The sequence below is a fragment of the Leifsonia williamsii genome (assembly GCF_030433685.1).
Classification (GTDB): domain Bacteria; phylum Actinomycetota; class Actinomycetes; order Actinomycetales; family Microbacteriaceae; genus Leifsonia; species Leifsonia williamsii.
The window spans coordinates 1870112-1883450 of the sequence record NZ_JAROCF010000001.1 but is presented as its reverse complement, the minus strand read 5'-3'; the positions used below and the strand labels follow the sequence as shown (position 1 = coordinate 1883450).

Sequence of the window (13339 nt, the reverse complement as noted above, 5' to 3'; positions counted from 1 at the left end):
GCGCGCCTGCTATTCATCGATTATCGATAGATGATTGGATGTCAACGATGACCCCTGTTCCGAAAGTCGCGCTTCTCGCCGCGGCCGTCCTCGCGCTCGCGACCGTGTCCGCCGCCCCGGCTGTGGCGTCCCCACCCGCGCACACCTACTACGTGTCCCCGGCCGGAGCCGATGCGGGTCACGGCACGAGCAAGCACCCGTTCCGGCACATCCAGCGCTGCGCCGACCTCATGACGGCCGGCGACACGTGCGTCATCCAGCCGGGCGTGTACCGCGAGACCGTGCGCTCCGCCCGCAGCGGGACGGCGCAGGCGCCCATCACCTACCGCGCCTCCGGGCCGGGCGTCGTCATCGACGGCGCCGACCCCGTGACCGGCTGGCAGCAGGTCTCGGGCACCGAGCTGACCGGTCTGCAGGCGCAGGACCCGACTCTGACCGGTTCGGAGTTCGCGGCCGGTGTCGCGGCCGGCACGGTGTTCCGCGCCGACGTCACCATGCCGGCGGACCTTCCCGGCGTGCAGGTGTTCCGCGGAGCGGGCATGGCCCCGGAGGCGGCCTGGCCGCACGCCGGCGACGACCCCGCGCACCCCGCGCTCGCCTCCGCCGACTCCGGCACGCAGACCACGCTCGGCGACGACGCGCTCGGTCAGCCCGCCGGCTACTGGGTGGGCGCCCGGCTCACCTCGCACAACTGGTTCGTCAGCGAGACCGGCCGGGTCACCTCCTCGGCGCCCGGCTCGGTGACGGCCGCCTCCCTCCCCGCGTGCGTCGGCCTGAGCCCCAACCAGCGCAACCTGTACTCCCTGTCCGACAAGCTCGCCCTCATCGGGCGCACCGGCGAGTGGTTCTACGACACGACGGCGCACCGGCTCTACATGCAGCTCGGCAGCGCGTCGGCGGGGAGCGACGTCACCGTCAAGCAGCGCACGTTCGGCTTCGACCTCTCCGGGCGCTCGTATCTCTCGGTCGACGGGTTCGGACTGCACGGGACCAGCATCAAGACCTCCGACACCTCCGCCCACCTGACGCTGAACGGACTCAACGCGCGGTACGTGTCCGCCTACTCCGACCTCGCCGTGGACCCCGGCAAGGTCACTCCCGCCGACGCCTGCGATGTGCTCACCGCCGGTGAGACCACGAGCGGCATCCTGCTGCGCGGACAGAACAACACGCTGAGCAACAGCACCATCGCGTACAGCGCCGGCAACGGCGTCCTCGTGGCCGGGACGGCGAACACGGTGAGCAACACCCTGATCACCGACACCGACTACCTCGGCAGCTATGCGGCGGGCATCAACGTGCTGGGGAGCGCCCACCAGCTCCTGCACAACACGATCGTGGGCAGCGGCCGCAGCTCGATCAACATCGACAACAAGGTCGCCGGGACCGCCGCCTCCGGGATCCGCATGGCGTACAACGACCTGGGCGACTACGGACGCCTGGTCAACGACGTCGGCGCGATCTACATCTGCTGCGGCGTGAACCTCGCCGGGACCCGGATCGACCACAACACCATGCACGACGCGGCGCCCGTGGCCGCCGCCGCTCCCGCGCCCGGGGTGTACCTCGACCTCGGCACCTACAACGGCCTGATCGACAACAACGTCACGTGGAACAGGACCACCTACGGCGTCGTGCTGATCAACCCCAACGGCGCCTCGGCCTCCGGCACGAAGGTGATCGCCAACACCTCCGGAACCGACAGCAAGGCCCTGAGCCTCTTCGGCGGGACCTACTCCGGCATCGAGGTCACGAACAACCTCGGCACGGTCGACTCGGTGCCCGGTGCCACCCTCACGGGCAACCTCCCGAACAGCGGCGCGGGCTTCGTGAACCCGGCGACGCACGACTTCTCGGTGACCGCCTCCTCCCCCGCGCGCAATGCCGGCGTGGTCCGCTCGCCGTACACCGACGGCTCGACCGACCCGGCTCCGACCGTCGGCGCCTACCAGTTCGGCGCTCCCGTCTGGCAAGCCGGAGCGCACCTCGCCGAGACGACCGTGCAGGGCGAGAGCTTCAGCTCCGGCTCGGGCGTCAACACGCGGACGGGAGCGAGCGGGACGGTGTTCGGCAGCTTCGACGGCGGCGACTGGGTGGGCTACAGCGCGGTCGACTTCGGCGCGGGCAAGGACACCCTCCGGCTCTCCATCGCCACCGACGACCCGTACGCCGGCCAGCGGATCGACGTGCGGATCGGGTCGCTCACCGGGCCGAGCATCGGCACCCTGACCGTGAACGCGACGGGAGGCTTCGACAACTTCTCGTCGCAGTACGCCCCGATCGTGCGCACCAGCGGCGTGCACGACGTCTACCTGGTCGCTCTCGGCACCGGGCCGGGCGTCGGCGACGTGGACACCGTGTCGTTCGGCTCCGTCGCGCCCTGACCGGCCGCCCTGTCACAACGCACCACCCTCCCGGGTCTTTATCGGGTGAGGGTTCCACTCCCGGAGCCCTCACCCGATCGAGGGAGAATGACATGACCAGACCAGTGCTCGATGCCGAGGCCCAGGCGCTCGTGGATGCGACGTCCACCCCGCCGCTGCTCTACCAGCTCGGCCCGGAGGGGGCCAGGAAGGTGCTCGACGACCTGCAGGCCGCACCCGTGGCGAAGCTCGACGTCGACGAGACCTGGACCACCGTGCCCGCCGCGGTCGGCGACGTGCGCGTCCGCATCATCCGCCCGGCCGGTGCCACCGGGACGCTGCCCGTGATCCTGTACGTCCACGGCGGCGGCTGGGTGATCGGCAACGCCGGGACCCACGACAGGCTCGTCCGCGAGCTCGCGGTCGGCGCCCGTGCGGCCCTCGTGTTCGTCGAGTACGACCGCTCGCCCGAGGTGCAGTACCCGGTCGCGATCGAGCAGGCGTACGCGACGGCGCAGCACATCACCGCGCACGGCGCCGAGCACGGGCTCGACGTGAGCCGGATGGCGATCGCCGGCGACTCGGTCGGCGGCAACATGGCGACGGCCCTGACGCTGCTCGCCAAGCAGCGCGGCGACGTGCGCTTCGTGCACCAGTCGCTGTACTACCCGGTGACCGATGCGGCTCAGGACACCGAGAGCTACCGCACGTTCGCCGAGGGCACGTACCTCACCGCGAAGGCGATGGCGTGGTTCTGGGACGCCTACCTGCCCGACACCGCGAAGCGCGCCGAGATCACGGCCTCCCCGCTGCGGGCCACGCTCGACGATCTCGCCGGGCTGCCGGAGGCCTTCGTGATCGTCGACGAGAACGACGTGCTGCGCGACGAGGGCGAGGCGTACGCGCGCAAGCTGGCGCAGGCGGGGGTGCGCACGACGTCCGTCCGGTACAACGGCACGATCCACGACTTCATGATGCTGAACCCGCTGCGCCCGTCGCCCGCCGTCACGGCGGCCGTCGAGCAGGCGATCCACGTCCTGAGGAAGGCGCTCGGCACCGACTGACGCCGGGACGACCGACGGCCGGCCGCCGCCGCTACCGCTTGCGCTTCTCCCGCACGCGCATGTTGAGCACGATCGGGGTGCCCTCGAAGCCGTACACCTCGCGCAGCCGGCGGATGATGTACCGCCGGTAGCCCGGGTCGAGGAACCCGGTCGTGAACACCACGAATGTCGGCGGCCGGCTCGACGCCTGGGTGCCGAACAGGATGCGCGGCTGCTTGCCGCCGCGGACCGGGTGCGGGTGCGCGGCGGTGAGCTCGGCCAGGAACGCGTTGAACTTGCCGGTCGGGATGCGGGTGTCCCACGACTCGAGCGCCTGCTCCAGCGCCGGCACCAGCTTCTCGAGGTGGCGTCCGGTGCGGGCGGAGATGTTGACGCGCGGCGCCCAGGAGACGTGGGCGAGGTCCTGTTCGATCTCGCGCTCCAGGTAGCGGCGGCGCTCGTCGTCGAGCAGGTCCCACTTGTTGAAGGCGAGCACGAGCGCGCGGCCCGACTCCAGCACCAGGTCGATGATGCGCACGTCCTGCTCGCTGATCGGCTGCGAGACGTCGAGCACGACGACCGCGACCTCCGCCTTCTCCAGGGCGGTGGAGGTGCGCAGCGACGCGTAGAAGTCGGCGCCCTGCGACAGGTGCACGCGGCGGCGGATGCCCGCGGTGTCGACGAACCGCCATACCTTGCCGCCCAGCTCGACCTGCTCGTCCACCGGGTCGCGGGTGGTGCCGGCCAGTTCGTTGACGACGACCCGCTCCTCCCCCGCGGCCTTGTTTAGGAGAGACGACTTGCCGACGTTCGGCCGGCCGACGATCGCGACGCGGCGCGGGCCGCCGACCTCGTGCTTGGCGACGGCGGAGACCTCGGGCAGCACCTTCAGGACGTCGTCCAGCAGGTCGGCCACGCCGCGGCCGTGCAGCGCGGAGACGGGGCGCGGCTCACCGAGCCCGAGCGACCACAGCTCGGTCGCGTACGGCTCCTGACGGGCGTCGTCCACCTTGTTGGCGGCGAGGAAGACCGGCTTCTTGGTCTTGCGGAGCAGCCGCACGACGTGCTCGTCGGTCGCCGTGGCGCCGACGGTCGCGTCGACCACGAACAGCACCGCGTCGGCGAGGTCGATCGCGACCTCGGCCTGCGCGGCGACGGAGGCGTCGATGCCGCGGGCGTCGGGCTCCCAGCCGCCCGTGTCGACGACGGTGAATCGGCGGCCGTTCCACTCCGCCTGGTACGAGACGCGGTCGCGCGTCACGCCGGGGGTGTCCTCCACGACGGCCTCGCGGCGGCCGAGGATGCGGTTGACGAGCGCGGACTTGCCGACGTTCGGGCGGCCGACGATGGCGAGCACCGGCAGGGCGGGGAGGTACGTGATCGTGTCGACGTCCTCGGTGGCGGCCTGCAGGACGTCGAGGTCGCTCTCGTCGAGGTCGTAGTCATCGAGGCCGCTGCGCAGCGCGGCGGCCCGCTGGACGGCGAGCTCCTCGTCGATGCCGGCGAGGCGGTCGGCGAGGTCGTCGTCGCCGACGGGCTCGGTGTCGAAGTCAGCCATGGGTCTCTTTCTGTACGACGTTCTGCACGACCGCGAGGACGGCGTCCACGGTCTGGTCGAAGTCGAGGTCGGTGGAGTCGAGGGTGGTGACGCCCTCCGCGGCGTTCATGAAGTCGACGACGCGCGCATCGGCGGCGTCTCGACGACGGAGGGCTTCGCCGACGTGCGCCGCGGAGTGCTCGGTGAGCTCGGCGGCGCGCCTGGCCATTCTAACTGCTTCGTCGGCGGTGAGCAGGATGCGGACCGGGGCATCCGGGCAGACGACGGTCGTGATGTCCCGCCCCTCCACCACGATGCCCGGCTTCTCGGAGTGCCGCACGATATCGCGGAACAGCCCGGTGAGGAAGGTGCGCACCTCGGGGACCCGCGCGATCGCGCTGACCACGGCGGTGACCTCCGGCTCCCGGATGGCCGTCGTCACGTCGTGCTCGCCCACGAACACGTGGTATCCGTCGGGGTCGGTGCCGACGCGGTAGTCGAAGTCGGGAAGGCTGTCGATCACCGCCGCGGCGTCGGTCGGGTCGACACCGCGCTGCACGACGTACCAGCCGAGCGCGCGGTAGGCGGCCCCGGTGTCGAGGTACGCCCAGCCCAGGCGGCGCGCGGCGGCCTTCGAGACAGAGGACTTGCCGCTGCCGGCGGGTCCGTCCATGGCGAGCACGAGTTCGGTCATCCGGCGATCCTCCAGCCGCGGTCGGTCAGGTCGGTGACGGTGCGGTGCAGCACCTCGGGCAGCACGGCGATCTCGGCGAGGCCGAAGGGGGCGCCCGGCGAGTGCTCCAGGCGCAGGTCCTCGAGGTTGACGCCCAGCTCGCCCAGCTCGGCGAGGAGGCGGGCCAGTTCGCCGGGGCGGTCCTCCACCATGACGATCAGGCTCGCGTAGCGCTTGTCCTGGCCGTGCTTGCCGGGGAGGCGGGAGACGCCGACGTTGCCGCCCGCGATCTCCTCGGCGATGGTCCGGCGGGCGCCGACGGCGTCCACGTCGCCCAGGGCCACGAGCACCCGGTCGAGATCGTCGCGGAACGCGTGCAGGATCTCCACGATCGCCGGTGCGTTGGCGCCCAGGATCTGCACCCACAGCTCCGGCTCGCTCGCGGCGATGCGGGTCACGTCGCGCACGCCCTGGCCGGCGAGGCCGAGGGCGGCGTCGGTGGAGTCGGCGAGCCGCTTCGCCATGAGCGTCGACACGAGCTGCGGGGTGTGGGACACGAGGGCGACGGCGGCGTCGTGGTCGGCGGCCGCCATCTCGACGGGCGTGGCGCCGAGGTCGAGGATGAGCGCCTCCACCAGGCTGACGGCGGCACGCGGGTTCTCCGGGCGTGCGGAGACCACCCACGGGCGGCCGATGAAGAGGTCGGCGCGGGCGGCGCTGGGGCCTCCGCGCTCCCGGCCGGCGAGCGGGTGCGAGCCGACGTACCGCGAGAGGTCGGCGCCGGTCTGCTCCAGCTCGGCGAGCGGGGCGACCTTGACGCTCGCGACGTCGGTGACGACGGCGTCGGGATGGGCGGCGAGCTCCTCGGCGACCACGCGCGCGACCAGGTCGGGCGGGGTCGCGACGACGATCAGCGCCGGCTCCGCCGCTCCGTCGTCCGGGCGGCCGGCGCCGTAGTCGGCGGCCAGCCGCAGGTGCGCGGGCGAGGCGTCGGCGAGCAGCACGTCGACACCGCGGGCGCGCAGGCCCAGGCCGACGGAGGCGCCCAGCAGCCCGGCGCCGACGACGCGCACGGGACCCGCCAGGCGGGAGGAGGGATCGGTCACCCATCCACCTTAGTCAGCGGCGGAGGCGCCGCCCTCGCGCGAGATGGTGAGCAGCGCCCCCAGCTCCTCCTTCGTCAGGTCGCGCAGCGCGCCCGCCTTGAGGGTGCCGAGGTGCAGCGGCCCGAACTGGCGGCGGACCAGCTCGACGACGGGATGCCCGACCTCGGCGAGCATGCGGCGCACGATCCGGTTGCGGCCCGAGTGCAGGGTGATCTCGACCAGGCTGTCGCGCACGCCGGGGTTGACCTGGAGCAGCTTGGCCTTGTCGGCCGCGATCGGGCCGTCCTCCAGCTGCACGCCCTTCGTCAGCCGCGAGATGGTCTGCGGCGTGACGATGCCGCGCACCCGCGCGATGTACGTCTTGGTGACGCCGAAGCTGGGATGCGCGAGCACGTGCGCCAGCTCGCCGTCGTTGGTGAGGATGAGCAGCCCGGAGGTCTCGGCGTCCAGCCTCCCGACGTTGAACAGCCGCTCGGAGTAGCCGGAGACGAACCGCGACAGGTCGGGCCGGCCCTGCTCGTCGCGCATGGAGCTGACCACCCCGACGGGCTTGTTGAGCATCACGTACCGGCGGCTCGGGTCGAGCTGCACCGCGGTGCCGTCGACCGCGACCTTGTCGACGGCCGGGTCGACGCGGGTGCCCAGCTCGGTCACCGTGCGGCCGTTGACGGTGACGCGGCCCTCCACGATCAGCTGCTCGGAGACGCGGCGGGAGGCGACTCCCGCGGCGGCCATGACCTTCTGCAGGCGCTCGCCCTCGCTCTGCAACCCGTTGTCAGCGGACATCCTCGAATCCTTCCGCTCCGTCGTCGAGCAGCGGCGAGATCTTCGGCAGCTCGTCGATCGTGTTGATGCCCAGCTGGCTGAGCAGCAGGTCGGTCGTCCCGTAGTTGATCGCGCCGGTCTCGCTGTCGGTGAAGAGCTCGGTGATCAGCCCGCGGCCGAGCAGCGTGCGCACCACCGAGTCCACGTTGACGGCCCGGATGGAGGCGATGGCCCCGCGGCTGATCGGCTGCTTGTACGCGATCACCGCGAGCGTCTCCAGCGCTGCCTGCGACAGCTTGGTCGGGTTCTGCTGCAGCACGTAGCCCGACACCACGGCGTCGAACTCGTCGCGCACGTAGATGCGCCAGCCTCCCCCGACCTCCCGCAGCTCGAAGCCGCGCCGCACGCCACCGTCGGTCTCGCCGTCGTAGTCGGCGACCAGCGCGGCGATCGCCTGGCGCACGCGCTTGACCGGCGCGCCGACCGCGGTGGCCAGCGTGACGACGCTCATGGGCTCGTCGGCGACCATCAGGATGGCCTCCAGCGCTCGCTCGATGCGTGCGTCCTCGACGGGCGCCGGCACCTCGGTCGTGTCGGTCGCCTCTGTGACGTCGGCGGCGCTCCCCTCGGGCATCGTCTCAACCGTCATAGTCCGCTCCCAGATTCGACAGGTTCTCCTCCGACCAGTGCTCGGCCGTCCAGCGCAGGGTCAGCTCGCCCAGCGGCTCCAGCTGCTCGAAGGCGATCGCGGCGTGCCGGTACAGCTCCAGCACAGCCAGGAACCGCGCGATGATCACGCCCTTCTGCTCCGCCCCGGCGACCAGCTGCCGGAACGACAGCGGCTCCCCCTGCCGCAGCATCCCGACCACCACGGCGGCCTGCTCGCGGATGCTGACCAGCGGCGCGTGGAGGTGGTCGAGCCCGACCACGGGGATCTCGCGCGGGGTGAGCGCGAGCGTGGCGAGGGCGGCGAAGTCGTCGGCGGTCAGCGTCCAGACCAGCTCGGGGGTGCGCTGGCGGAACTTGTCCTCCAGCCGCACGGCGCGCGGGTGGCGGGCGCCCTCCGCCTCCAGCCGCTGCGCGAACCAGGCCGACGCCTCCTTGAAGGCGCGGTACTGCAGCAGGCGCGCGAACAGCAGGTCGCGGGCCTCGAGCAGCGCCACATCCTCCGCGTCGACGAGCTCGCCCTGCGGCAGCAGCCCGGCGACCTTGAGGTCGAGGAGGGTCGCGGCGACCAGCAGGAATTCGCTCGCCTCGTCGAGGCTCTCCTCCGTGTCGAGCTGCCGCAGGTAGGCGATGAACTCGTCGGTGACCTTGCTGAGCGCGATCTCGGTGACGTCGAGCTCGTGCTTGCCGATCAGGGTGAGCAGGAGGTCGAAGGGCCCCTCGAACTCCCCCAGCGACACCCGGAACCCGGCCGGCGCCTCGGGCGCCTCCGCGGGGTCCGCAGGCGACGTGCTAGGCGACGGCGCCACGCGAGATCAGTTCCCTCGCCAGCTGCCGGTAGGCCTCAGCGGCCGGGTGCTCCGGCGCGAACTGCGTGATCGGGGTGGCGGCGACCGACGCGTCCGGGAACTTCACCGTGCGCGAGATCACCGTCTCGAGCACGCGGTCGCCGAACGCGTCGACGACGCGCTCCAGCACCTCGCGCGAGTGCAGCGTGCGCGAGTCGTACATGGTGGCGAGGATGCCGTCGAGCTCGATCGCCGGGTTGAGCCGCTCGCGCACCTTCTCGATGGTCTCCAGCAGCAGGGCGACGCCGCGCAGGGCGAAGTACTCGCACTCCAACGGGATCAGCGCGCCGTGGCTGGCGGTGAGCGCGTTCACGGTCAGGATGCCGAGCGAGGGCTGGCAGTCGATCAGGATGACGTCGTAGTCGGCGCTCACCTTGCGCAGCACGCCCGCCAGGATCTGCTCGCGGGCGACCTCGTTGACGAGGTGCACCTCCGCCGCCGACAGGTCGATGTTGGCCGGGATGATGTCGAGGTTCGGCACGTTCGTGCGCTGGATGGCGCCCTGGATGTCCGCGTTGCGGTTCAGCAGCAGGTCGTAGATGGTCGTCACGTCGTGCGTCTGCGCGCCGAGGCCCGCCGAGAGCGCGCCCTGCGGGTCGAAGTCGACGGCGAGCACCTTGCGGCCGTACTCGGCGAGCGATGCCCCGAGGTTGATGGAGGTCGTGGTCTTGCCGACCCCGCCCTTCTGGTTGGTCAGCGCGATGATCTTCGCGGGGCCGTGCTGGGCGAGCGCGGGAGGCTGCGCGAAGGAGCGCAGCGGCCGCCCGGTGGGTCCGAGCCGCGCCGGCACGGACGCCTCGTCCATGCCCGGAAGCTCGGTCCTGACCTCGTCGTTGCGCGTCACCGGGGTGTTCCTCGTCCCTCTCCTAGGCGGCCTGTTTCAAGGGGACAGTCTATCCACCGTGTCCCTCGCCCGCGGGCCGCGCCGGCGGCGGTTCGTGAGGCGGGCTCAGTGGGCGTGAAGCGCGCCGGCCTCACCGCGCCCGCGGGTGCGCCGTCGTGTACACGTCGCGCAGCGTGTCGGCGGTGACGAGCGTGTAGATCTGCGTGGTCGCGACCGAGGAGTGGCCGAGCAGCTCCTGCACGACGCGCACGTCGGCGCCGCCCGCGAGGAGGTGGGTGGCGAAGGAGTGGCGCAGGGTGTGCGGCGACACCTCCACGCCGAGCTGGGCCTTCTCGGCGGCGGCGCGGATGATCAGCCAGACGTTCTGCCGCGACAGCCGGGCGCCGCGCATCCCGAGGAACAGCGCCGGGGTCGCGCGGCCCTTCGCCGACAGCAGCGGACGGGCGCGCACGAGGTAGGCGTCGATCGCGGCGCGCGCGTAGCTCCCGAGCGGCACGATCCGCTGCTTGCTGCCCTTGCCGGTCAGGCGGACGACCTCGGCATCGACCACGTCGTCCACGTTGAGGCCGACGGCCTCGCTCACGCGGGCGCCGGTCGCGTACATCAGCTCCAGCAGCGCCTTGTCGCGCAGGTCGGCGACCTCGTCGCCGTCGGTCGCGGCGAGCAGGGCCGTCACCTGCTCCACCGAGATGGCCTTCGGGAGGCGCGACGACAGCTTGGGAGGGCGCACCTCGGCGGCGACGTCGCGCTCGATGCGCCCCTCCTCCAGCAGGAACCGGTGGAGGCCGCGCACGGTCGACAGCACGCGCGCCAGCGAGGAGGCGGTGAGCGGCGACTCCGGGCGCGTGCCGAGGTGCAGGGCGAAGTCCGCGATCAGCGGAGCCGTCACCTCCTGCACCTCCCCCACCCCGCGCTGCGCCAGCCAGCCGGAGTACAGGGCCAGGTCGCGGCGGTAGGCGGCGACGGTGTTGGCCGACAGACCGCGCTCGATCGTGACGTGCCGCAGGTACGCGTCGACGTCCGCCGCGACGGTCACGCCGTCACTCCGCGCCGGTGCCGCCGGTCGCCCCGCCCTGAACGAGCCGCTCCAGCTTCGGGTGGCTCGGCCACGGCTCGTCGGCCGCGCCCAGCGTGCTCCACCCCTTCTCGCGGGCGGTGCGCGCGGTGAGCAGCGCGATCAGCAGGGGGGCGTTGTGGAGGCTGCGGGCCAGCACCGCGTCCACGGCCTCGTCGAGCGGCACCCAGCGCACCTCGATGTCGGCCTCCTCCGCCTCGCGGGCGAAGGCGGAGCCGGTCGGCTTCACGCCGCGGGCGAGGTAGATGCGGATGACCTCGTCGTTGCCACCGGGGCTCGTGAACACGTCGGTGAGCACGTTCCACGTCTCGGCCGTGAGGTCGGCCTCCTCGCCCAGCTCGCGCTTGGCCGCCTCCAGCGGGTCCTCGCCGGCCTGGTCGAGCAGGCCGGCCGGGATCTCCCAGTCGCGGTGCCGCACCGGGTGCCTGTACTGCTTGATCAGCAGCACGCGGTCGTCGTCGTCGAGCACCAGGATGCCGACGGCGCCCGTGTGATCCACGTACTCGCGGGTGATGACGTCGCCGTTGTACCGGAAGTCGTCACGCCGCACGTCCCAGATCTTGCCGTCGAAGACCACCTCGGACGAGACGATCTCCGGGCGGAACGGCTCGTCCTGCAGCCCGGAGGTCACCCGCGCCATCAGGCGTCCGCCGCCACTTCGAAGAGCAGGCTGGCCTGCTGGCGCTGCAGCGCGGCGCCGACGAGGCCGGCGAACAGCGGGTGCGCGCGGTTCGGGCGCGAGCGCAGCTCGGGGTGGGCCTGCGTGCCGACGTAGAACGGGTGCACGTCGCGCGGCAGCTCGACGTACTCGACCAGGTGGCCGTCGGGCGAGGTGCCCGAGAACCACAGGCCGGCGTCGGCGATCTGCTCGCGGTAGTTGTTGTTCACCTCGTAGCGGTGGCGGTGGCGCTCGCTGGCCTCGGGTGCGCCGTACAGCTCGGCGACGATCGAGCCCTCGGCGAGGGCCGCCGGGTAGAGGCCGAGTCGCATGGTGCCGCCCAGGTCGCCGCCGGCGATGATCTCCACCTGCTCGGCCATCGTCGCGATCACCGGGAACTCGGTGTCGGGGTCGAACTCCGACGAGGAGGCCCCGGCCAGGCCGGCCTCGTTGCGGGCGTACTCGATCACCATGCACTGCAGGCCCAGGCACAGACCGAGCGCGGGGATGCCGTTCTCGCGGGCGAAGCGCAGCGCGCCGAGCTTGCCCTCGATGCCGCGCACACCGAAGCCGCCCGGCACGCAGATCGCGTCGACGTCGCCGAGCTGTGCGGCCGCGCCCTCGGGCGTCTGCGCCTCGTCGGAGGCGATCCACTTGAGCTTGACCTTGGTCTGGTGGGCGAACCCGCCGGCCCGCAGCGCCTCGGTCACCGAGAGGTAGGCGTCGGGGAGGTCGATGTACTTGCCGACCAGGCCGATGGTGACCTCGTGCTTGGGGTCGTGCACGGCCTCCAGGAGGCGCGCCCAACCGTCCCAGTCGACATCCTCGGCCTTGTCGAGGCCGAGCTGATCGATGATGTAGGCGTCGAGGCCCTGGTCGTGCAGCATGCTCGGGATGTCGTAGATGCTCGGCACGTCGACCGCGTTGACCACGGCCTGCTCGTCGACGTCGCACATGAGCGCGATCTTGCGCTTGTTGCTCTCGGAGACCGGGCGGTCGCTGCGGAGCACGAGCGCGTCCGGCTGGATGCCGATGGAGCGCAGGGCCGCGACCGAGTGCTGCGTCGGCTTGGTCTTCTGCTCGCCGGAGGCGTTCATGAACGGCACGAGCGAGACGTGCACGAAGAAGCAGTTCTTGCGGCCGAGCTCGTGCCGCACCTGCCGGGCCGACTCGATGAACGGCTGTGACTCGATGTCGCCGACGGTGCCGCCGATCTCGGTGATGATCACGTCGGGGGCGGGCTCGCCGTCGGGGCCGGGCTGGGCCTGGAGGCGCATCCGGCGCTTGATCTCGTCGGTGATGTGCGGGATGACCTGGACGGTGTCGCCGAGGTACTCGCCGCGGCGCTCCTTGGCGATGACGTTGGAGTAGATCTGGCCGGTGGTCACGTTGGCCGACTGGCCGAGGTTGATGTCGAGGAAGCGCTCGTAGTGCCCGATGTCGAGGTCGGTCTCGGCGCCGTCGTCGGTCACGAAGACCTCGCCGTGCTGGAACGGGTTCATCGTGCCGGGGTCGACGTTGAGATAGGGGTCGAGCTTCTGCATGACGACCCGCAGCCCGCGGGCGGTCAGGAGATTGCCGAGGGAGGCGGCCGTGAGCCCCTTCCCCAACGAAGAAACGACACCACCAGTCACGAAGATGTGCTTGGTAATGCCGTTGGTTTTGTCGTTTACAGGGCCCGCGTCTGAATAATCCACCACGGGCTTATAGCTTATCACCGAGACCCGGCCGTCCCGACCGCGACGGGCGCGCGTCGTGCGC

At 71.6% G+C, this 13339-nt stretch carries 12 protein-coding genes; 2 read left to right on the top strand and 10 right to left on the bottom strand.

Annotated elements, in window-relative coordinates:
- The first annotated feature begins 47 nt into the window (after positions 1-47).
- On the top strand, positions 48-2384 hold the full coding sequence (locus tag P5G50_RS08815) for a carbohydrate-binding protein (RefSeq protein ID WP_301210863.1): 2337 nt from the start codon (positions 48-50) through the stop codon (positions 2382-2384).
- Between the two features lie 92 nt (positions 2385-2476).
- Positions 2477-3427: an alpha/beta hydrolase gene (locus tag P5G50_RS08810; RefSeq protein ID WP_301210865.1), complete on the top strand. Its 951-nt coding sequence runs from the start codon at positions 2477-2479 to the stop codon at positions 3425-3427.
- A gap of 31 nt (positions 3428-3458) precedes the next feature.
- Here the strand turns inward: P5G50_RS08810 and der are convergent, their stop codons facing one another.
- From der to pyrG, 10 genes are all read right to left on the bottom strand, one after another.
- Entirely contained in the window at positions 3459-4964 is a 1506-nt protein-coding gene (der, locus tag P5G50_RS08805; RefSeq protein ID WP_301210866.1) for a ribosome biogenesis GTPase Der, read from the bottom strand.
- Positions 4957-5637, bottom strand: coding sequence for a (d)CMP kinase (gene cmk, locus P5G50_RS08800; RefSeq protein WP_301210868.1), 681 nt, complete (start codon positions 5635-5637; stop codon positions 4957-4959). Before cmk ends, der begins: the two co-directional genes overlap by 8 nt.
- The gene (locus P5G50_RS08795) at positions 5634-6722 is read right to left on the bottom strand and encodes a prephenate dehydrogenase (protein WP_301210869.1); all 1089 of its coding nucleotides are present in this window, start codon (positions 6720-6722) and stop codon (positions 5634-5636) included. Before P5G50_RS08795 ends, cmk begins: the two co-directional genes overlap by 4 nt.
- Positions 6723-6731: 9 nt before the next feature.
- On the bottom strand, positions 6732-7508 hold the full coding sequence (locus P5G50_RS08790; RefSeq protein WP_301210871.1) for a pseudouridine synthase: 777 nt from the start codon (positions 7506-7508) through the stop codon (positions 6732-6734).
- A complete protein-coding gene (gene scpB / locus P5G50_RS08785; RefSeq protein ID WP_435870857.1) occupies positions 7498-8136 on the bottom strand; it encodes an SMC-Scp complex subunit ScpB in 639 nt (212 codons plus the stop codon). Before scpB ends, P5G50_RS08790 begins: the two co-directional genes overlap by 11 nt.
- Positions 8126-8962: a segregation and condensation protein A gene (locus P5G50_RS08780; RefSeq protein WP_301210872.1), complete on the bottom strand. Its 837-nt coding sequence runs from the start codon at positions 8960-8962 to the stop codon at positions 8126-8128. Before P5G50_RS08780 ends, scpB begins: the two co-directional genes overlap by 11 nt.
- Complete coding sequence (locus P5G50_RS08775; RefSeq protein WP_301210874.1) at positions 8946-9845, bottom strand: ParA family protein; 900 nt, start codon at positions 9843-9845, stop codon at positions 8946-8948. The genes P5G50_RS08780 and P5G50_RS08775 overlap by 17 nt, the downstream gene beginning before the upstream one ends.
- Before the next feature lie 130 nt (positions 9846-9975).
- Positions 9976-10881: a site-specific tyrosine recombinase XerD gene (xerD, locus tag P5G50_RS08770; RefSeq protein ID WP_301210875.1), complete on the bottom strand. Its 906-nt coding sequence runs from the start codon at positions 10879-10881 to the stop codon at positions 9976-9978.
- 4 nt (positions 10882-10885) lie between these two features.
- Entirely contained in the window at positions 10886-11560 is a 675-nt protein-coding gene (locus tag P5G50_RS08765) for an NUDIX domain-containing protein (RefSeq protein WP_301210877.1), read from the bottom strand.
- Positions 11560-13275, bottom strand: a complete 1716-nt coding sequence (pyrG, locus tag P5G50_RS08760; protein ID WP_301210878.1) for a CTP synthase — start codon at positions 13273-13275, stop codon at positions 11560-11562. The genes P5G50_RS08765 and pyrG overlap by 1 nt, the downstream gene beginning before the upstream one ends.
- Between the last annotated feature and the right edge of the window lie 64 nt (positions 13276-13339).

Coding starts and splice junctions, on each gene's coding strand:
- P5G50_RS08815 (WP_301210863.1), top strand. CDS start 48: ATGACCCCTGTTCCGAAAGTCGCGCTTCTCGCCGCGGCCGTCCTCGCG.
- P5G50_RS08810 (WP_301210865.1), top strand. CDS start 2,477: ATGACCAGACCAGTGCTCGATGCCGAGGCCCAGGCGCTCGTGGATGCG.
- der (WP_301210866.1), bottom strand. CDS start 4,964: ATGGCTGACTTCGACACCGAGCCCGTCGGCGACGACGACCTCGCCGAC.
- cmk (WP_301210868.1), bottom strand. CDS start 5,637: ATGACCGAACTCGTGCTCGCCATGGACGGACCCGCCGGCAGCGGCAAG.
- P5G50_RS08790 (WP_301210871.1), bottom strand. CDS start 7,508: ATGTCCGCTGACAACGGGTTGCAGAGCGAGGGCGAGCGCCTGCAGAAG.
- scpB (WP_435870857.1), bottom strand. CDS start 8,136: ATGACGGTTGAGACGATGCCCGAGGGGAGCGCCGCCGACGTCACAGAG.
- P5G50_RS08765 (WP_301210877.1), bottom strand. CDS start 11,560: ATGGCGCGGGTGACCTCCGGGCTGCAGGACGAGCCGTTCCGCCCGGAG.